This is a genomic window from Streptomyces sp. NPDC058373, assembly GCF_042723275.1.
In the GTDB taxonomy this organism is placed as follows: Bacteria; Actinomycetota; Actinomycetes; order Streptomycetales; family Streptomycetaceae; genus Streptomyces.
In genome coordinates this window covers 61,934-82,601 of sequence record NZ_JBHXJE010000026.1, presented here as the reverse complement: position 1 = coordinate 82,601, position 20,668 = coordinate 61,934, and the positions used below count along the sequence as shown (strand labels likewise).

Annotated in this window: 6 protein-coding genes; all 6 read left to right on the top strand. The window is 73.9% G+C overall.

Going from position 1 to position 20,668, the window contains the following annotated elements; translation table 11 throughout:
- The 6 genes from ACFWMZ_RS16740 to ACFWMZ_RS16715 all read left to right on the top strand — a co-directional run bounded on the left by ACFWMZ_RS16740 (position 1) and on the right by ACFWMZ_RS16715 (position 20,656).
- Positions 1 to 819: an enoyl-CoA hydratase-related protein gene (locus ACFWMZ_RS16740; protein ID WP_383176880.1), complete on the top strand. Its 819-nt coding sequence runs from the start codon at positions 1 to 3 to the stop codon at positions 817 to 819.
- Positions 816 to 3,122 carry an ACP S-malonyltransferase gene (fabD, locus tag ACFWMZ_RS16735; RefSeq protein ID WP_383176883.1) on the top strand — a complete coding sequence of 769 codons (2,307 nt, stop codon included), beginning with the start codon at positions 816 to 818 and terminating at the stop codon, positions 3,120 to 3,122. Before ACFWMZ_RS16740 ends, fabD begins: the two co-directional genes overlap by 4 nt.
- Positions 3,123 to 3,190: 68 nt before the next feature.
- Entirely contained in the window at positions 3,191 to 5,002 is a 1,812-nt protein-coding gene (locus ACFWMZ_RS16730; protein WP_383176886.1) for an amino acid adenylation domain-containing protein, read from the top strand.
- Positions 5,003 to 5,007: 5 nt separating this feature from the next.
- The gene (locus ACFWMZ_RS16725) at positions 5,008 to 5,970 is read left to right on the top strand and encodes a chlorinating enzyme (protein WP_383176889.1); all 963 of its coding nucleotides are present in this window, start codon (positions 5,008 to 5,010) and stop codon (positions 5,968 to 5,970) included.
- Positions 5,971 to 6,048: 78 nt separating this feature from the next.
- On the top strand, positions 6,049 to 7,263 hold the full coding sequence (locus ACFWMZ_RS16720) for an alpha/beta fold hydrolase (RefSeq protein ID WP_383176892.1): 1,215 nt from the start codon (positions 6,049 to 6,051) through the stop codon (positions 7,261 to 7,263).
- Positions 7,264 to 7,426: 163 nt separating this feature from the next.
- Complete coding sequence (locus ACFWMZ_RS16715) at positions 7,427 to 20,656, top strand: amino acid adenylation domain-containing protein (RefSeq protein WP_383202278.1); 13,230 nt, start codon at positions 7,427 to 7,429, stop codon at positions 20,654 to 20,656.
- Positions 20,657 to 20,668 lie beyond the last annotated feature (12 nt).

The following is a 20,668-nucleotide window of genomic DNA, read 5'->3' as shown; positions in this document are numbered from 1 at the left end:
ATGACCGGATTCGACGACCGCGGCGCGGTACTGGTCAGCGAGGAGCGCCATGTGCTGCGGGTGACCCTCAACCGGCCCGAGCAGCACAACGGCATCACCGGCGAACTGCTCGCCGCGGTGCACGAGGCCCTGGACCGCGCCGAACGCAGCCCCGACTGCCGCCTGGTGGTCCTGGAAGGCGCCGGTGGGGTCTTCAGTACCGGTATGGACTTCGCCGAGGCGTCCCGTGACGGTGGCGGACCCGACGAAGTCGCCGCTCAGGGGGGCGAGTTGTTCTACGGGCTGCTCAAACGGTTCACCACCTGTCCTCGGGTGATCGTGTCCGTCGTCGACGGGCGCGCGGTGGGCGGCGGCGTCGGTCTCGCGGCGGCCGGCGACTTCGTCCTCGCCACCGAACGCAGCTCCTTCAGCCTGCCGGAGGCGCTGTGGGGCCTGCTGCCCGCCTGCGTCCTGCCGTTCCTGATCCGCAGGGTCGGCTTCCAGCCCGCGTACGCCATGACCCTGAGCACCCTGCCGGTGTCGGCCGCCGAGGCGGCCCGGGTCCGGCTCGTCGACGAGCTGACGGACGAGCCACAGCGCGCGGTGCGGCGGCTCGGCAACCGGGTCGCGAAGCTGGACGTCTCGGTGATCCGGGACATGAAGGACTACTTCCGGCGGCTGTGGATCCTCAACGAGGACACCGAGCGCACCGCCGTAGCGGAGTTCAGCCGGATGATGTCCTCGCCCCTGGTGCGCGGACGCATCGGCGACTTCGCCGCCCATCAGCGCTTCCCCTGGGAGAGTCCGCAGCACGCGGGCGGCGGGGAGCGGCAGGCATGAGGACCGTCTGGCTCTTCCCCGGGCAGGGTGCGCAGACCCGGGGCATGGGTGCCGAGCTGTTCGGCCTCTTCCCGGACCTGGTGCGGCAGGCCGACGAGATCCTCGGCTACTCGCTGCGTGAGCTGTGCGAGCAGGACACCGGAGGACGCCTGCGGGACACCCGCTACGCCCAGCCCGCGCTGTTCGCCGTCAACGCGCTCGGCGGGCTGGCGAGGGAACGGCGGGGCGAGCCGCGGCCCGACGCGCTGGCCGGTCACAGCCTCGGCGAGTACAACGCGCTGTTCGCGGCCGGGTGCTTCGACTTCGCGACCGGGATACGGCTGGTCCGCGAGCGCGGGACGCTGATGGGCCGCGCCAACGGCGGCGGGATGACCGCGGTGCTCGGCGCCGACGCCGACGCCCTGGAGGCGCTCCTGGAGCGCGAGGGCATCACGGAACTCGACATCGCGAACCACAACTCGGCCGTGCAGCTTGTGCTGTCCGGGCCCGTCGACGCGTTACGCAAGGCCGACGAGGCGGTCCGCCGCGCGGGCTCCGGTCGCTGCGTGCCGTTGAAGGTCAGCGCCGCCTTCCACTCCCGCTACATGGCGCAGGCTGCGGGCGAATTCGCCGCCTTCCTGGGGGAGGTCGACCTCCAAGCCCCCCAGGTGCCCGTCGTCGCCAACGTCACGGCCCGGCCGTACAACACGGACCCCCGTGAGCTGCGGGCCACGCTGGCCGAGCAGATACGGCGGCCGGTGCGCTGGTGGGAGAGCATGAGCCTGCTGCTGGCCCAGGGGGCGCGGGAGGCGGTGGAAGTCGGTCCGGGACGCACTCTGACGGGTTTGTGGGAAGCCGCGCGCAAGCAGCCCGCCCCGGTTCCGGAGTCCGTACCGCCTGTGGCCAGGACCCCGCGGTCCGCGCGGCTGCCCTCAGATCCGCAGGCGGCACCGGTCACGCACCCCGCGGTGTCGGCCGGCCGGCTGGGCTGCGCGGAGTTCCGCCGGGACTACCGGCTGCGGCAGGCGTACCTCGCGGGCTCCATGTTCAAGGGCATCGCTTCCGCCGAGCTGGTGATCCGGATGGCGCGGGCCGGGCTGATGGGCTTCTTCGGCTCCGGCGGGCTGCGGCTGGAGGAGATCGACAAGGCGCTGGACACCATCCGCGGCGAGCTCGGCCCGTCGGCCCCGTTCGGCGTCAACCTGCTGTCGACTCCGGACGATCCGGCGCGCGAGGCGGAGCTCGTCCGCCGCTGTCTGGACCGGGACGTACGCCATGTGGAAGCCGCGGCCTTCACTCAGGTGACCAGGGCCGTGGTGCACTTCCGGTTCAGCGGGGCGCGGATCGCCGAGGACGGCACCCCGGTCGCCCACCGGCATGTCGTGGCCAAGGTGTCCCGTCCCGAGGTGGCCGCGGCATTCGCCGCCCCGCCGCCGCGGGCGCTGCTGGACGAGCTGGTCGCGGCCGGCGAGCTGACCCCGCGGGAGGCCGCCGCCGCCCGGCTGCTGCCGGTGTCCGGCGACCTCTGCGTGGAGGCCGACTCGGGAGGCCACACGGACGCGGGCAACCCTTACGCGTTGATCCCCGCGATGGTGCAGCTGCGGGACGAAGCGATGCGCGCGCACGGGTACGCCAAGCGCATCCGGGTCGGGGCCGCCGGGGGCCTCGGCAGCCCTGCGGCCGTCGCCGCGGCCTTCGTCCTGGGAGCGGACTTCGTCGTCACCGGCTCGGTCAACCAGTGCTCGCCCGAGGCCGGCACCTCGGACGCGGTGAAGGACCTGCTGGCGGGAGTGGACGTGCAGGACACGGCGTACGCGCCCGCCGGGGACATGTTCGAGCTGGGTGCGCGGGTGCAGGTGGTCCGCAAGGGCACGCTCTTCGCGGCCCGTGCCAACAAGCTGTACCAGGTGTACCGGCAGTACGGAGCGCTGGAGGAGATCGACGCCGAGACCCGTACGACCATCGAGCGGCGGTACTTCCGCCGGAGCTTCGACGAGGTGTGGGCGGAGACCCGGGCCCGTCTCGCGGCCGAGCGTCCGCAGGAGCTGGCGCGGGCGGAGGCCAGTCCCAAGCACCGTATGGCGCTGGTGTTCCGCTGGTACTTCGTCCATGCGAACCGGATGGCGCTGGCCGGTTCTCCGGACGAACGGGTCAACTACCAGATCCACTGCGGTCCCGCGCTCGGCGCGTTCAACCGGTGGGCCGCCGGGACCGAACTGGCCGACTGGCGCAACCGGCACGTCGAGGTGATCGCGGACCGGCTGATGCGAGGGGCCGCCGAGGTGCTCGGCACGGCCCTGCCGCGCTGGTCGGCGGCGGGCTGAGCCGCGCCCCGTCGCCCGCTTCCGTTCCCGCCCGTCTCCCGCGCAGAACGACTCTGGAGGAAACCGTCGTGACGTCGTCAAGCACATCTCTGCACCGCCTGTTCGAACAGACGGTGCGCAAGGGTCCCGACCGGGTCGCCGTGACCGCCCCGGACGGCCGCCTCAGCTATGCCGAGCTGAACGCCCGGGCGGACGCGCTGGCCGCCCGGCTGAGGACGCTCGGCGTCGGGCCGGAGGTGCCCGTCGTCCTGTTCGCGGACCGGTCCACCGAACTGCTGGTCGGCCTGCTGGGCATCCTGAAGGCCGGCGGCGGCTATGTTCCCGTCGACCCGGACTACCCGGCGGAACGAATCGAGTTGCTGCTGCGCGAGAGCGGCGCCCGAGTGGTGGTCACGGCCGCCAAGGCGGCGGACCGGCTGCCGGCCGTGGACTGCCCGGTGGTGGTGGCCGGGGCACCGGGCACCGCCGGGGCCGACGCGGAGGCACCGGCCGTGTCCGCGGGCAGTGACCTCGCCTACGTCATCCACACCTCGGGCTCGTCGGGGACGCCCAAGGGAGTAGCCGTCGAACACCGCAATGTGGTGCGGCTGTTCGAGCAGACCGCGGGCCCGTACGGTTTCGGCCCCGACGATGTGTGGACACTCTTCCACTCGGTGAGCTTCGACTTCTCCGTGTGGGAGATCTGGGGTGCGCTGCTGCACGGCGGGCGGCTCGTCGTCGTCCCCGCCGAGGTGGCGCGTTCGCCCCGGGAGTTCCGGGGCCTGCTGGCGAGCGAGGGCGTGACCGTCCTCAGCCAGACCCCGTCGGCGTTCCGCCAGTTGGCGGCCGTCGACGAGGAGGCCGACGGCGGGCTCGGCGGCCTGCGGCTGGTGGTGTTCGGCGGCGAGCGGCTGGACCCTGCGCTGCTGAAGCCGTGGTTCGCACGTCACGGCGAACGGGGCCCGCGCCTGGTCAACATGTACGGCATCACCGAGACCACCGTGCATGTCACGCACCGCACCCTCACCGCGGCGGACGCGGACACGGACGTCAGCCCCATCGGCGTACCGCTGGGTGATCTCACCGTCCGTCTGCTGGACGCCTCGGGCGCCGAGGTGCCCGACGGGCAGCCCGGTGAGATCCACGTCTCGGGTCCCGGCGTGGCCCGCGGCTACCTCAACCGTCCGGAGCTGACCGCGGAGCGCTTCCTGGAGGTGGACGGCGAGCGGGTCTACCGGACCGGCGACCTCGCCCTCCGCTCCCCGGAGGGGGAGCTGGTGTACCTGGGACGCCTCGACGCCCAGCTGAAGGTGCGCGGCTTCCGCGTCGAGCCGGGCGAGGTCGAGGCCGCCCTGACCGCCCACCCGGATGTGGCGCGGGCCGTCGTCGTGGCCCGGGACCACGGCGAGGGTGATGTGCGGCTCGAGGCCTACCTGCTGGCGGCGGGCACGGCACCGGAGGTCGGTCCCGCCGAGGCCGCCGCGCTCGCGGCCGAGGTCGCCGCGCTGGCCCGCCGGGCTCTGCCGACACATCTGCGTCCGTCCGCCTACCGGCTGGTGCCGCACATCCCGCTGACCCCCGAGGGCAAGACGGACCGGGCCGCGGTGGCCGGTCTGGCCCTGCCCCAGGACGGGGCGGCCGGCGCCGCCGGCTCGGAGCTGACCGGGTCCGAGCAGGTCGTGCTGGGGATCACCGAGCAGGTGCTGGGGCGCGAGGTGCCCGGTCCCGACTCCGACCTGTTCGACATCGGCGCCACGTCGCTGGCGTTCGTCCGCATCCTGCACGCCGTCAACCAGCACTTCGGCATCACCGTGAACGTCACGGATCTGGGAGGCGTCGCGAGCGTGCGACGCCTCGGCAGTTGTGTCGACTCCGCCACATCTCAGAGCATTGGAGCCTGATTCACATGACCACCGAGCAGATCACGTCGGGCGCGGACCGCACGTTCGCGCTGAGCCCCGAGGAACTGGCGCAGTTCCGCGCGCAGGGCTTCTTCGGCCCGTTCAAAGTGTACGAGATCGAGGAGATGAAGCGGGCCTGGCGGAGCGAGCGGCTCGCGCTGATGGACCGCTCCATGGCGGTCTACGGGGACGAGGCGGCCGAGTCCGGCAACACCAACATCTCCAACTACGACCGCCATCTCGACTCCACGTTCCTGGCCGACCACATCTGCCGGCCGGAGATCGTCGACCGGGTGCGCAGCGTGCTCGGACCGGACGTGCTGAGCTGGCGCACCGAGTTCTTCCCCAAGTACCCGGGGGACGAGGGCACGGACTGGCACCAGGCCGACACCTTCGCCAACGCCTCCGGGCAGCCGCAGATCCTCTGGCCGGGCGAGGCCGTGGAGTTCGGCGGCACGATCACGGTGTGGACGGCCTTCACCGAGGCGAACGAGGACACCGGCTGCCTCCAGTTCATCCCGGGCACGCACCAGTCGATGTTCTACGACGAGACCAAGCGGATGCACTACGACCCGGACCGGATCAACCGGCAGGAGAAGGGCGACGTCAAGCGCGGCTTCTTCGGCTACGACTACCGGGAGCTGCAGATCGACCCGGACTGGACGCCGGACGAGTCGAAGGCGGTCTCGATGGTCATGCGCCCGGGCGAGGCCATCATGTTCTGGTCGACGCTGATGCACGCCTCGCATCCGCACAGCGGGGCCAGCGACGAGATGCGACTGGGCTTCGCCTCGCGGTACGTGCCCACCTCGGTGCAGGTCTACCCCGGCACCGAGGAGATCGAGGAGTACGGCGGCCGGGTGAGCCTGGAGCAGTACGGTGCCGTGCTGGTCGCCGGCGAGAACACCTACACCCACAACAGGATCGCCACCCACACGACCCGCGGACACGCCTTCACCACCCGGTGACGGGTCTCTGACGTGGCGTCACCTCAGGTGTGCGGCACACGGACAACGGCACGGACAGGTTCCGGAACGGGGGCGGGTATGGCACCGGCAGGGGAGTTCACCGAGGCGGCTGCCTCGTTCGCGCGGGCGGTCGTGAGCGTCGGGCCGCTGCTGGAGGCGCTGGGCAGCCGGCCTCCCCTGCCCGTCCGTACTCCGCGGCGGGCGCTGGAGCCGGCTGTCGCCCTCACGCGGCGGCTGAAGGTGACCGGACTGGCCTTCGTACCGGAGGACGGGACGGCGCCCGCCCCCGCGGCCGGTGCCGCGGCCGACACCGAGGTGTTCGTCCAGATCGTGGCCGACCGGCTGCGCCCGGCCCTGGCCGCGCTGGCCTCGGCCGCGTCGGGACCGGAGGAGGGTGCGCGGGCCGTGGAGGCCGCGGCCACCGCGGCCAGGGACACCGGGGTCGCCCGGTGGCGCGCGGAGACGGACGCCCTCGCCGCCGACGGTGCCCTGCTGCGCACCTACGCGGCGGGCGACCGGTCCGCGCCCACGGTGGTGCTGGTCTCGGCGTGCGGAATGCCCGCCGAGATCTGCGAGCCATGGATGCGGTTCCTGTCGCGGGACCACCATGTGGTGACCTGGGAGAGCCGGGGACTGTTCGGCGCGTCCGGCGGGCCGGACGACTTCGACCGGCTGGGGCACTCGGTCCGTGACCAGGCCGCCGACCTGGTCACGGTCATGGACTACCACGGCGTGGAGAGCGCGCACGTGATGGGCCTGTGCGGAGGCGCGGTTCTCGCGCTGCGGGCGGCGGCCGACCATCCGGGCCGGGTCGGCTCGCTGAGCCTGTGGCACGGCGACTACGAGCTGGGCCGGGAGGCCCCGAAGACCGACCACCAGCTGAATCTGCAGGCGCTGATGGGCATGGCGGCCGAGGACCGGCTGAGCGCCGCGTCGATCAACTCGGCGCTGTGCCAGTCCGCGCCGGCCACCACCCCGCCCGGGCTGGCCCACCTGGTCCTGCTGCCGTACGCGGACGCCGAACTCTTCTACCGCTACTGCGTGCTCAACGGCGCCATCATGACCGCCGATGTCTTCGCGCTGCTCGACGCGGTGAAGCAGCCGACGCTGGTGGTCACCAGCGAGGACGACCACACGGCGCACCCGGAGGGCTCCCGGGTGGTGGCCGCCCGGCTCAGCGACGCGAGGCTGCGTGTCGAGCCACACGGCGACCATCTGTCCCTGTTCGGCGCGGGCGCGCGGCTGGAAGGGCTGGCGGCGGACTTCCTGGCCCGGCACACCGTGCGGAGCTGACCCCGCCCGGGCGCACTTCCGGGCCCGGAAAGAGAACCGGGAAAAGCCGTACGCCACCCGCTGCGCAACGTTGAGCAGCCTTCCGCACGCCCCTTGTTTACGGTTCACGCAGAGTGGCTCACCACTAGGCAGCGAGCGAACTCATGGATTTCCGCGGGAATCCATGAGGGGGAGGAAACTCGTGGTCAGGAGTTCCGCTTCCAGTCAACGGCAGCCTTCCGGCACCGTGTCGGAAGAGGTCGATCGAATACTCGCGGAAATCCTCTCCGACGATTCCGTTCCACGGGCGGGAGTTCCGCTGCGCGCACTCGGAATGACCTCCCTGATGACCACCCGGCTCTGGTTCGAGCTGCGCCGGGAATTCGGCGTGGACATTCCCGTGCGGCGGCTGGGGGACTGCCAGGACACCGCGGAGCTGGTGTCCTGGATCACCCGGGAACTCGACGGGGTGCCGACCCGGACCGGGACAGGACCGGCCGCCGCCCCGGTGGCACCCGACGACGACGGTGAACCGTTTCCCCTCACCGATCTCCAACAGTCCTACGTCATCGGCAAGGAGCCCCTGCTCGGTGACGACGCCGTGGGCTGTCACCTCTACCGCGAGTTCGAAGTCGCGGATCTGGACGCCGCGCGGATGCGCGCCGCCTGGGACCGGGTCGTCGCCCACCACGCGATGCTGCGGGCCGAGATCTCGACGGACGGCAGCCAGCGCATCCGTCCCACCCCGCCGGAACACCTGACGACCGTCCACGACCTCACCGACGCCGCTCCCGAGGACGTCGCCGCGCACCTCGCCGAGGTGCGCGGCCGGATGTCCCACCACAGCCACCCGCTCGACGGGGGGCCGCTGTTCGGCGTGGAGCTCACCCGGCTGCCCGGCGGAGCGGGCAGGGTGCACCTCGGTCTGGACGCCCTGCTGACCGACGGTCACGGCCTGGAGCTGCTGCTCGACCACTGGTGGCGGTGGTACGAGGATTTGGAGCACGCCGTTACGGCGCCCCGGACCACCGTGCGGGAGTGTCTGCGCCTGCTGCGCGAGGAGGAGGGCACGGACGCCCACCGCGCGTCCCTCGACTACTGGGCCGAGCTGCTCGCCGATCTGCCCGGCGGGCCCGACCTCGCCTCCCTGCACGGCGCCCCGCGGCGGGACCCGGGCCCCGCCGATGGGGGCGCGAACGGCGGCTGTCTGCCCCGCCGCTCCCTCAACGGCCGGCTGAGCAGCCGTACGTGGCGGGCGGTGCGGGACACCGCCGAGGAGTGGGGGGTCTCCCCCACCGCGCTCGTCCTCACGCTCTTCGCCGAGGCGTTCGCCCGCCAGGGAGCCGACCGGCCCTTCGCCCTGGTTCTGACGACCAATCAGCGCGCGCGGCTGCCCCGCGAGGCGGAGGACCTCGTCGGCCCGTTCACCTCGACCGCCGTCCTGCCGGTGCCGGACACCCTCGGCGAGAGCCTCCGGGACGCCGCGGCGGCCCTGCACAGCCGACTGTGGGAAGGGCTCGGACACACGGGCGTCTCCGGCATCGCCGCGCTGCGGGAGCTGCGCTCCCGGCACCGGGGCGCGCCCCTGCCCGCCCTGCCCGTCGTCTTCACCAGCCTGCTGGATGCCGTCCCCGCCGGCCGCCGCACCGACGGCCTGGCCGCCCGCACCTCCTACGCCACCAGCCAGACCACCGGGGTGGCCCTCGACCACCAGATGTGGGAGCAGGACGGCGAACTGCGCTTCCGGTGGGACGCCGTCGAGTCCCGCTTCCCGGTCGGGGCGCTCGACACGCTGTTCGCGGTGTTCACCAACTCGCTGCACGCGCTGGGCTGCGGCGAGCCCGAGCTGCGAGCGCTGAACGAACTGCAGCAGGCGTACGCCGTACCGCGCGCCGTCAGCGGCCCCGCCCCCTGGGACGGCTGCCAGGTCTACCACGCCTTCCACCTCGACGAGGTCGACGTGGAACGGCTGGAAACGGCGTGGCTGCGCCTGGTGTCCGCGTACGACGTCCTGCGCACCGTCGTCACCACGGACGGACGGCTGTCAGTACGGCCCGAGGCCCCCGAGCACTGGTACGTCCCCGTCGTGGACCTGTCCGCCTGCGCCAACCCCGACGCCTTCCTGGACGCTCTGCCCGAGGCCCTGGTCAGCCGGGCGTTCCCGCTGGGCCGCGGCCCTCAGTCCGATCTGCGTGTCACCACCCGCGAGGGCGGCCCGGCCACGGTGCACTGCGTCATCGACCTGACCATCGTCGACGGCCGCAGCATCCACTTCCTCTACCGGGAGCTGTTCCGTCTGTACGCCGACCCGGAGGCGGCCCCCCGGGCAGCGGCGCCGTACTCCGCGTGGACCAAGGAGCAGCGCCGGCTCGCGCGGTCGGCGCAGGCGCCGCGGTGGACCGCCCACTGGCGCGACCGGATCGCCGCGCTGCCGCCAGGACCGGACACCGGTCGCCGCGGCGAGAACCCGCGCCGCACCCGGCTGGAGACCCGGCTGCCCGACTGGCCCGCCCTGCGCGCGGTCGCGGAGGCCGCCGGCGTACGTCCGGACGACCTCCTGCTGGCCGCCTTCGGCGAGGCCCTCGCCCTGCACTGCGCGCCGCCCTTCGCGCTGCCCGTGGTGCGCTGGACGGACGCCACCAGCCGCTACCGGCCCGGTGAGTTCACCAGGCTGAGCTGGGTCACCCGGGACGTGTCCGAGCTGACGCTGCTCGAACGTGCCGCGGCCTACCGGCTCATCATCGACGCCGATGTCGCCGCCGACGCGGTGAGCGGGCTGACCCCACTGCGCCGCCGGGTGCTGAAGGAGCGCCGCTCCGGGGCGTTCGACCTGCCGGTCGTGTACACGGGGCTGCTGGCGCTCGGCGACCAGCCGCTGCCGACCGGGGTCCGCTCCGGCCGCTGGCTGACCTGCACACCCGATGTCTCCGCCGACTGTGTGTGCATCGAGGAGGGCGACGAGCTGCGCGTGCACTGGGACGTGGTGGCCGAGCACTTCCCCGAGGGGCTGCCGCAGCGGCTGTTCCAGGACTTCCAGGACCTGCTGACCGCGCGGACGGACACCTCCGCAGCCCGCCTGTCGGCCGGCCCGTCGGGGCCCGTGGAGCGCCACACGATCCTGTACGAGTGGAACGACACCTCGCGTGAGTTCCCCGACCCGGGGCCCGTGCACCTGCTGTTCGAACGGCAGGTGCGGCTGCGCCCGGACGCCGTGGCCGTGCGGTGGGCGGGCGGTTCACTGACCTACCGCGAGCTGAACCGCAGGGCCAACCGCATCGCCCGGCGGCTGCTGGCCCTCGGAGCCGGCCCCGAGACGGGCGTCGGCATCGCGCTGCGGCGCGGCCCCGACATGGTCGCCGCGGTCTTCGGCGTCCTCAAGGCGGGCGGCTTCTACGTGCCGCTGGAGCCGTCGCTGCCCCCGGCGCGGGCGCACACCGTCATCCAGGAGGCCGGACTCGGGCTGCTCGTCACCGGCGCCGGACGCGACTGGGCGGTGCCGACCGGAGTGACGTGTGTGGACCCGGACGACACCGCCGACACCACCGAAGACCCGGACGCCGATCCGGAGACCGCCGCCACCTCGGCCAACACCGCCTACGTCATCTTCACTTCGGGCAGCACGGGGAAGCCGAAGGGCGTGGCCGTCGCCCACCGGCCGGTGCTCAACCTGCTCAACTGGTGCCGCCGGACGCACGGGTTCGGCCCCGGCGACCTCGGACTGTGCGTGACGTCCCTCGGCTTCGACCTCTCCGTCTTCGACCTGCTGGGGCTGCTGGGTCTGGGCGCGGCCGTGTACCTCGCCGACGAGACGCAGCAGAAGGACCCCGAGCTGCTGCTCGACGTGCTCCTCACGGAGCCGGTCACCTTCTGGAACTCCGCGCCGACGACGCTCAACCAGCTCGCCCCGCTGCTGCCGGGCCGCGCCGGGGAGACGGGCGGGGACCGGCTGCGGCTGGTGTACCTGAGCGGCGACTACACGCCGCTGCCGCTGCCGGACGAGATCCGGGGCTTCTTTCCGAACGCCCGCATGGTCAGCCTGGGCGGCGCCACCGAGGCCACCGTGTGGTCCAACTGGTTCCCGATCGGGAAGATCGATCCGAGCTGGCGGAGCATCCCCTACGGCAGACCCATCGACAACGCCCGCTACCACGTCCTCGACGAGGCCATGGAGCCGTGCCCGGTCGGGGTGGAGGGCGATCTGTACATCGGCGGGGAGTGCCTCAGCCTGGGCTACTTCGGGCAGCCCGAGCTGACCGCCGAGCGTTTCGTCCGGGACCCCTTCAGCGACGATCCCGCTGCCCGGCTCTACCGGACCGGAGACCGGGCCTGCTACTACCCCGACGGCAACCTGAACTTCCTGGGCCGCGCCGACGACCAGGTGAAGATCCGGGGCTTCCGGGTCGAGTTGGGCGAGATCGAGTTCCGGCTGCGGGAACACGCCGAGGTGAAGGACGCCGTCGTCCTGGCGCAGCCCGACCCGTCCGGCACCCGCAGGCTCGTCGCGTACGTCGTGCCCGGCGGCGCCGTCCCCGGCGTGGGGGCGCTGCGGCGGCACACCGCGGAGGCGCTGCCGGACTACATGGTGCCGAACGTGGTGGCGTTCGTCGACGGCTTCCCGTCCACGGCCAACGGCAAACTGGACCGCAAGGCCCTGCCCTGGCCGGTCGCTCCGGGCGACCGGCTCCGCCTGCTGCCCGGAGCGGACGGGGCGCCGCGGGCGTCGGCGGCGGACGCGCCGGCACCGGCCGACGGGGACGGTGCGCCCGCCGAGTTCGCCGACCTCGTCACCCTCGTCGACCTCGTCGAACGGATCGCGGCGATCTTCGCCGAGCATCTCGGCACGGCCTCGGTCGACCCGGAGGAGGACCTCTGGGACCAGGGCGCGACCTCCTTCACCATGGTGCAGGTCTCCGCCGCGCTCCAGCGGCTGTACGGCAAACGGGTCCCCGTCTCGGTCCTGCTCGACGAGCCCACGGTGACGGGCGTGGCCCGCAGGGTGGCCGCGGAAATCGGCCCCGCGTCCACGCCGAGGCAACAGCCCACAGACGCGCCGGCACAGGAGGCCGTACCTGCCGCCGAGGCGGCACAGGCGCCCGTGCCCGCCGCCGCCCCGACACCGGCCTCCACACCCGAGGCCGAAGCGGTGCGGTCACTCACTCCGACCGGGGCACAAGCGTCCGTCGCGGTGACCGTCAGCGAGCAGCACGAGGTCGCGCGGGAGAGCGGCGCGGGGGCGGCCGGGACGGCCGACCGGGAGCGCCCGGGGACGATCGACCGGGAGCGTCCGGGGACCGTGGACTTCTTCTCGCAGGAGGAGCGCGACGCCTTCAAGGACGCCGCCTGGAACCTGCGGCGCTCCCGCGCCGGCGAGCGGGTCGTCCCCCTCGCCCGCGCCGCCGTCGCCGCGGAGCACTACCGCTGGCGGGCCAGCCGCCAGGACTTCGCCGACGGGCCGCTGCCGCACGCCTCGTTCTGCAGGCTGCTCGGGCTGCTGGCCGAGACCGAGGTGGACGGTCGGGCCCGGCGGCTGTACCCGTCGGCGGGCTCGACCTACGCCGTCCAGGTCTACGTGCGCGTCCGGCCCGACGGCGTGGAGGGCCTCGCCCCCGGCCTCTACTACCACCACCCGGTCGACCACGCGCTGCACCTCGTCGCCCCGGACTCCGCGGCGGGCCGGGGCCGTGCGGCGCACTTCGTCCACAACCGGCCCGTCTACGACCGCGCGGGCTTCGAGATCCTGCTCTTCGGACAGCGCGACGGCATCGCCCCTCTGTACGAGGACGACAGCGACCGCTATCTCGCCCTGGAGGCGGGCCATCTGAGCCAGCTCCTGATGCTGGGCCAGGCCGCCTGCGGCGTGGGGCTCACTCCGGTCGGGGGCATGGCCACCGAGCGGCTCGCCGCGCACCTCGCGCTGAACGACGGCCACGTCTTCCTCCAGGGCCTCCTCGGCGGCCCCGCTCTCCATCCGGAGCGCGCCGAGTCCACCGGTGAGCGTCCGTTCCTCGCGGTCCCCGCCGAGGACCCGGCGCGGGCCGCTTCCCCGGAGCCCGTGGGCAGCGCCGAGATCGCCGTGACCGGGATCGCCGGGCACTACCCGGGCGCGGACGGTCTCGACGCGTACTGGCGGCTGCTGAACACCGGCGGACGGGCCCTCGGCCCGGTGCCCGAGGCGCGGCACGGCCAGGTCGTCGCCCGCCGCGCGGACGGCGCGGATGTGCTCGGCGGATTCCTTCCCGACGTCGACCGGTTCGACAGCCTGCTCTTCCACGTGTCGCCGCACGAGGCCCGTCTGCTGGACCCCCAGTCGCGGCTGCTGCTGCACACGGTCTGGGAATGCCTGGAGGCCGCAGGTCACACCGCCGGTTCGCTGACCGGCGCGGCGGGCCGCGTCGGGGTGTTCCTGGGCGCGATGTGGCAGGACCACCAGCACACAGGGGCCGACGCCTGGCGCGGCGGCGAGGACGCGCTCGTCTCGGCGACCGCCTCGGACGCGGCCAACCGGATCTCGCACTTCTTCGGCTTCGACGGGCCGAGCGTCGCCGTGGACACCTCGTGCGCCTCCTCGCTGACCGCGCTGCATCTGGCGGTGGAGTCCCTGCGCCGGGGCGAGTGCGGTGCCGCCGTCGTCGCCTCGGCCAGTCTGCTGACGCACCCCTACCACCTCGAACTGCTCTCGGACTTCGACCTGCTGGCGCCGGCCGGCAACGACGGCGCCTTCGACGGTGACCGCGCCGGCTGGATCCCCGGCGAGGGTGTCGGTGCGGTGCTGCTGCGTCCGCGAGCGGCTGCCGAGGAGGACGGGGACGTCGTACACGCCGTCGTCGAGGCCACCCGCAGCGGCCACATGGGCGGGGCGGGACGCTTCGGCACCCCGGACGCCACCGCGCTCGCCGGCTCGGTCGCGGCGCTGCTCGCCTCGGCCGGGCGCGATCCGGCCGACGTCGGCTACGTGGAGTGCGCCTCGGCCGGCGCGGTGCTCGCCGACGCCGCGGAGACGGAGGCTCTGGACGCCGTCTTCGCGTCGGCCGACCGGCCGGGACCGCTGCCGATCGGGACGGTCAAGCCGAACATCGGACACCTCGAGGCCGCCTCCGGCCTCTCCCAGCTCACCAAGGTGCTGCTGCAGATGAGGCACCGCCGACTCGCCCCGACCATGCTCGCCGGCAACCGCAGCACCCTGGTCGGCTGGGAGGCGTCGGCGCTGTGCCCGGTGACGCACGGCCGCGAGTGGGCGGCGGCCGGCGGGACCGGCCCGGTGCGCGCCATGGTCAACGCGATGGGCGCCACAGGCTCGTACGCCCATGTACTGCTGCGGTCCGCCCACGGCGCCGGGGACGCGCCCCGGGGCGGCACGGTGCCGGCCGCGGTGGCCGAACCGGAACCGTACGACCCGGGCCCGTACACCGTGCCGCTGTCCGCCGCGACGAAGCCGCAGTTGACGGCCGTGGCGGCGCGGCTGCGCGACCATCTCGTCGCGGCGCTGCGGGCCGGCACCACGCCCTCCCTGCGGGACATCTCCTTCACCCTCCAGTCCGGCCGGGTCCCGCTGGCCGAGCGCGTCGCGCTGGTGTGCTCGGACGTGCCGGAGCTGGTCGCGCGGCTCGACGCGTTCTGCCGGGGCGAGGCCCCGGCTGTTCCCCTCCGCTCCGCGGCCGCCGCCTGGACCGCGGGCGAGGACGTGGACTGGTCCCGGCACCGGCCGGCCGGGCGGGCTCGCCGAGTCGCCCTGCCCGCTTACCCGTTCGCCGCCGACCGGCACCGGATCGCCGCGCCGGAACCCGCCCCCGCACCGGCGCCCGCGGCTGCGGTCGGCCGCGACACCGGGTTGGAGCTCGACCGGGCCCTCGCCTATTTGACCGAGCTGTACGCCGAGGTGTCGGGAATCCCGGTGGAGCGGATCGGCGCACGAACGCCGCTGGAGCACTACGGGCTCACCTCGTACCTGGTCGCCCGGCTCAACGCCCGACTGGAGGACGACCTGGGCCCCGGGCTGTCCCGCACCGTCTTCTTCGAGCACCGTGATCTCGCGGGTGTGGCGGGCGAGTTGACCCGGCTGCCGGGAGCGCCCTGGAGCGGCCCGAGCGGCGAGGTCGCCACGGCCGGACTCCCCGCCACGGCCGGGCTCCCGGTCCGGACCGGCGCAGAGCCGTCACCGCAGGCCGGCGACGGGCGGATCGCCGTCATCGGCATCGCCGGACGCTACCCGGACGCCCCCGACCTGGACACCTTCTGGCGGAACCTGCTCGCGGGCCGGGACTCGATCAGGGAGTTCCCCGAGGAACGGCGGCAGCCCGGCTGGCCCTCCGAACTGATGTGGGGTTCGTTCCTCGACGACGTCGACCGGTTCGACCCGCTGTTCTTCGGTATCACACCCCGGGACGCTGCTCTGATGGACCCGCAGGAACGGCTCTTCCTTGAAGTGGCGTGGGAGACGCTGGAGGACGCCGGCTATCCGCGACGGCGGCTCCGTGAGGTCCACGGTTCCCGCGCCGGGGTCTTCGTCGGCGCGATGTACAACGAGTACCCCCTGTTCGGGCTGCCCGCCACGACGGGCCGGCCGGACGGTCCCGCCACGGGCTCCGCACTCGCCGGCGTCGCCAACCGCGTCTCGTACTTCCTCGACCTCAACGGCCCCAGCATGACCGTCGACACGATGTGCTCGGCGTCCCTGACCGCCGTGCACCTGGCGGTGCAGAGCCTGCGCCGGGGCGAGTGCGAGCTCGCGCTCGCCGGTGGCGTCAACCTGTCCCTGCACCCCAACAAATTCGTGCAGCAACGGCAGCTGGGCATGGACTCGAGCGACCACCGGTGCCGCAGCTTCGGCGCGGGCGGCGACGGATTCGTACCCGGCGAAGGGGTCGGGGCGGTCCTGCTCAAACCGCTGGAGGCGGCGCTGGCCGACGGCGACCGCATCCACGCGGTGCTGCGCGGCACGGCCGTCAACCACGGCGGGCGCACCCACGGCTACATGGTTCCCAACCCGGTCGCGCAGGGCGAGCTGATCGCCGGGGCGTTGCGGGACGCGGGGGTGGACCCGGGCACGATCGGGTGTCTGGAGGCCCACGGCACCGGCACGGAACTGGGCGACCCCATCGAGATCAACGGCCTCGGCCGGGCCTTCGCCGACGCGGGCCTCACCCCCGGCAGCTGCGCCCTCGGCTCGGTGAAGTCGAACATCGGGCACCTGGAGGGCGCCGCGGGCATCGCCGGACTGACCAAGGTGATCCTCCAGCTGCGCCACGACACGCTCGTCCCCTCCCTGCACGCCGACCGTCTCAACCCGCACATCGACTGGAGCGGCACCCCCTTCCGGTTGCAGCGCGAGGCCGCCGCGTGGCCGGGCCGCACCGGCTCCGGAACGCCCCGGCGGGCGGGCGTCAGTTCGTTCGGCGCCGGGGGCAGCAACGCGCACGTGGTCGTGGAGGCGTACGCCCCCGAGGCGGCCGTCGGGTCCGGTCCGGCGCCGCAGGGGCCGGAACTGGTGGTGCTCTCCGCCACCGACGAGGAACGGCTGCGGAACTCGGCCACCCGCCTGGCCGGCTTCCTGCGCGACGAGGCCGCGGCGGGCCGGCCGGTCGTCCTCCGGGACGTGGCCCGCACCCTGCTGGTCGGCCGGGAGGCACTGCGCGAGCGGCTCGCCGTGGTCACCGGTGATCCGGCCGAACTGGCCGGTCTGCTGGAGCGGTTCGGCCTCGGTGGCTCCGCCGCCGAGGCGCGGCTGCTCCACCACCGGACTCCTTCACCCGGCACCTACGACCCGAAGACTCTCCCGCTGGACCGCGGCCGTCACGACGAGCTCGCCCGGCACTGGGCCCGCGGCGGCGAGATCCGCCTCGACAGCGGCGACCCGGACGCCCGCCGGCCGCTGATCGGTCTGCCGGGCTACCCGTTCGCCCGCATGCGCTGCTGGGCCCCCGAGGGGGCCGCCCGCCCGGCGATCCCCACCGGACCGGCCACGACCGCCGACCCCGGGACAGTTCGTCTGTACGGACGTGAGTGGGCCGTCGCGGACGGCGCGGAGGCCTGGGACGTGCCCGGAAAGGGGGTCGTGCTCTGCGCCCACCGGGACGGCAGCCGTGACCTGGCCGAGGCATGGGCACGGCGGCACGGCCGGGAACGGGTCGTCCTGCTGGGCGAGGCCGAACTGGCGGACGAACGCTCGGCCGAGGCCGCCGTGGCCGCGCTTCTCGACCGGCACGGCCCGGTCGTCGGCTGGCTCGACCTGTGCGCAGTGGCCCCGTCCGCCGACCGGGACGCCTGGGCGCCGCGGCTCGCCGCGCTCCGCCCGCTGCTGAGCGCGCAGCCCGCACAGCGGCCCGCCACGGGACTGCGGGTCCTCCAGGTCGTGCCCGGGCTGTACTCCGCCGACGGCGACGGACCGGAGCCCGCCGGGGCGCGGCTGGCCGGGGTGGTGCGGATGCTCGGCGCCGAGCATCCCTGGGTGCACGCCACCGTCCTCGACCCGGGCCCGGCCGGGGGCCTCGACGCGACGGCCGCGGAGATCGACGCCGAATGGCAGATCGCCGACAGCTCGGGCGAGGTCCGGCGCCGGTCCGGGACACGGCTGCGTCCCCGGCTCGTCGCCCTGCCCGGCCCGTCCCCCGCGACGCGGCCCGAGCCCCTGGATCCCGGGCGGGCCCATGTCGTCACCGGTGGCACCCGAGGTCTCGGCGCACTGACGGCCCGTCACCTGGTGTCCCGGGGTGCCCGGCGGATCGCGCTGCTGTGCCGGCGGCCGCTGCCGCCGCGGCACGAGTGGAACCGCCCCGACCTGGCCCCCGAGACCGCCGAGGCCGTGGCGAACATCCGCGCCCTGGAGGGGCTCGGCGCGCTGGTGCTGGTGCACGCCGGTCCGCTCGACGCGGACGACGCGGCGCCGGCCGCGTTCCTGGACTCCGTACGGGACCGGCTCGGCCCGATCGGTGGCGTGGTGCACTGCGCCGGCCTCGGCAGCCGGGGCGGCCCGGCGCTGCTGCGGAAGACGACGGACCAGATCCGCGCCGTCCTGGAACCCAAGGCGAACGGGCTGGACGCCCTGCTCGCCCTGTGCGCGGGGGACCGGCTCGACTACTTCGTGGCCTTCTCGTCCATCTCCTCCGCCGTCCCAGCGCTGGGCGTGGGCGTGGCCGACTACGCGGCCGCCAATGCCTACCTCGACGCGTCACTCGGGCGGCTCGCCGAGGCGGGGCACGGGACGTTCCGGGTCGTGAACTGGCCGGTGTGGCGGGAGTCCGGGGCCGGCGCCGGTCACACGGACGCGCCCGCGCGCCTCGGTCTCGGATCGCTGTCCGACACGGAGGGTCTGGCGGTGCTGGACCGTGTGCTCGCCGAGCCGCTGGGCAACGTCCTCGTGTGTCCCGTGGTGCCCGAGCGGGCCGACGGCTTCGACCCCCAGGCACTGCTGAGGGCCAACCGGCTGCAGCCGTCCGCCGGGGCTGTGGCCGCCCCGGCGCCGGTCGCCGCGGTGCCGGCCACTTCGGTCCCCGCCCCCGGTCCGACGCGGCCGCTGTCCTGGCTGGTGCGGATCTTCTCCCACAGCCTCGGCATCCCCGAGGACCAGCTCGACCCGACCGCCGGGTTCGGCGACCTGGGGGTGGAGTCCGTCCTGCTGGCCGAGTTGGTGGAGCGGATCGAGGCACACCTCGGCCAGAACGTCGAGCCGAGCCTGCTGCTCGACCACCCGACACTCACCGCGCTCAGCGCCCACGTCGCCGCCCGGTGGCCCGGGCCGGCCGGGGGCGGGGCCGAGGAGCAGCGCGGGGACGGGGCCGAGAGGCAGGCCCGGGAATGGGCCGAAAAGCCGGCCGGGGACGAGACCGGGAGCCCCGCCGAAGACAGGCCCGAGACGCACGCCGAACCCCGGGCCGAGGAACCGCCCGCCGAACCCCGGCCCCGGGAACCGGCAGGCGTGTCGGCCGGTTCCTCGGTGCGGTACGGAGTTCCGGGCGGCAACCGGCAGGACCAGCGGATCGCCGTCATCGGCACGGGATGCCGGCTGCCCGGCGCTCCCGACCCGGCGGCGCTGTGGCAGGTCCTGCTGGAGGGCCGCAGCACGGTCCGGGAAGTGCCGCCGTCGCGCTGGGACGTCTCCCGGCTCTACGCCCCGCTGCGCGCGGAGGGCCGCAGCGTGAGCAAGTGGGGCGGCTTCGTCGACGACGTGGAGGGCTTCGACCCGGACTTCTTCGGGATGTCGGAGGAGGAGGCGATCTGCCTCGACCCGGCGATCAGGATGATGATGGAGACCTCCGCGGCCTGTCTGCGGGACGCGGGCTACCGGGACCCCGAGCTGGCGGGCCGTGACGTCGGGGTGTTCGTCGGCGCGCGGATGTCCGCGTACCGGCTCCGGCTGGGACCGCGCACGGCGGCGTCCGGACTGGGCGGCGACCAGAACTTCATCGCGGCCAGGCTCGCCCAGCAGTACGACTTCCGCGGCCCCAACATGGTGGTGGACAGCGCCTGTTCGTCCGCCCTCGTCGCCGTACAGCTGGCGTGCCGCAGCCTGCTCGCCGGCGAGTCGGAGCTCGCGCTGGCCGGCGGCGCCGAGGTGCTGCTGGACGAGGAGCCGTACCTGGAGTTCAGCTCGGCGGGGGCGCTCTCCCCGCGGGGGCGGTGCGCTGCCTTCGCGCAGGAGGCCGACGGTTTCGTACCGGGCGAGGGCTGCGGGGTGCTGCTGCTGAAGCCACTGGCCGCGGCGGTCCGCGACGGCGACCGGGTGCACGCGGTCATCAACGGCGTGGCGGTCGGCAACGACGGCCGGACCATGGGCCTGACCACCCCGAACCCCGTCGCCCAGGCCGACGTGGTGCGCCGCGCCCTTGATGCGGCGGGGGTGAGCGCCGACGAGATCGGCATGGTCGAGGCCCACGGCACCGGTACGGCGATCGGCGACCCGATCGAACTGCGGGCCCTGACCGACGTGTTCCGCAGGACCACGGACCGTACCGGGTTCTGCGCCATCGGCAGCGTGAAGTCGACGATGGGGCACCTGCTGAGCGCGGCCGGCATGGCCGGGCTGCTGAAGGTCCTGCTGGCGCTGGAGCACGGCGCAATCCCGGCCACCTTGCACTGTGCGGAGCCCAATCCGCGCTTCGACTTCGCCGGATCGCCCTTCTACCCCAACACCCGAACGCGCGAGTGGACCGGGCGCCGTACGGCCGGAGTCAGCGCCTTCGGACTGGGCGGCACCAACGCCCATGCCCTGGCGACCTCCTTCGACGAGGCCGAGCGCGACGGCCGGCCAACGGTACGGCAACCGCTGCCGCCGCCCGTGTTCCGGCGCCGGCGGCTGTGGCTGGAGCGTCCGGACACACCGCCCGCCTCGTCCTCGGCCCCCGCCCCCGGACCGCCGGCCTTCACGGCCCGATCCGGCAACGGCCTGGTCAGTTCCCTCCTGGACCTGAAGTTCTCGTGACCGACCCGACCC

Bases quoted from the DNA above. Each gene is read 5' to 3' on its own strand.
- ACFWMZ_RS16725 (WP_383176889.1), top strand. From the start codon at position 5,008: ATGACCACCGAGCAGATCACGTCGGGCGCGGACCGCACGTTCGCGCTG.
- ACFWMZ_RS16740 (WP_383176880.1), top strand. From the start codon at position 1: ATGACCGGATTCGACGACCGCGGCGCGGTACTGGTCAGCGAGGAGCGC.
- ACFWMZ_RS16715 (WP_383202278.1), top strand. From the start codon at position 7,427: ATGAGGGGGAGGAAACTCGTGGTCAGGAGTTCCGCTTCCAGTCAACGG.
- fabD (WP_383176883.1), top strand. From the start codon at position 816: ATGAGGACCGTCTGGCTCTTCCCCGGGCAGGGTGCGCAGACCCGGGGC.
- ACFWMZ_RS16720 (WP_383176892.1), top strand. From the start codon at position 6,049: ATGGCACCGGCAGGGGAGTTCACCGAGGCGGCTGCCTCGTTCGCGCGG.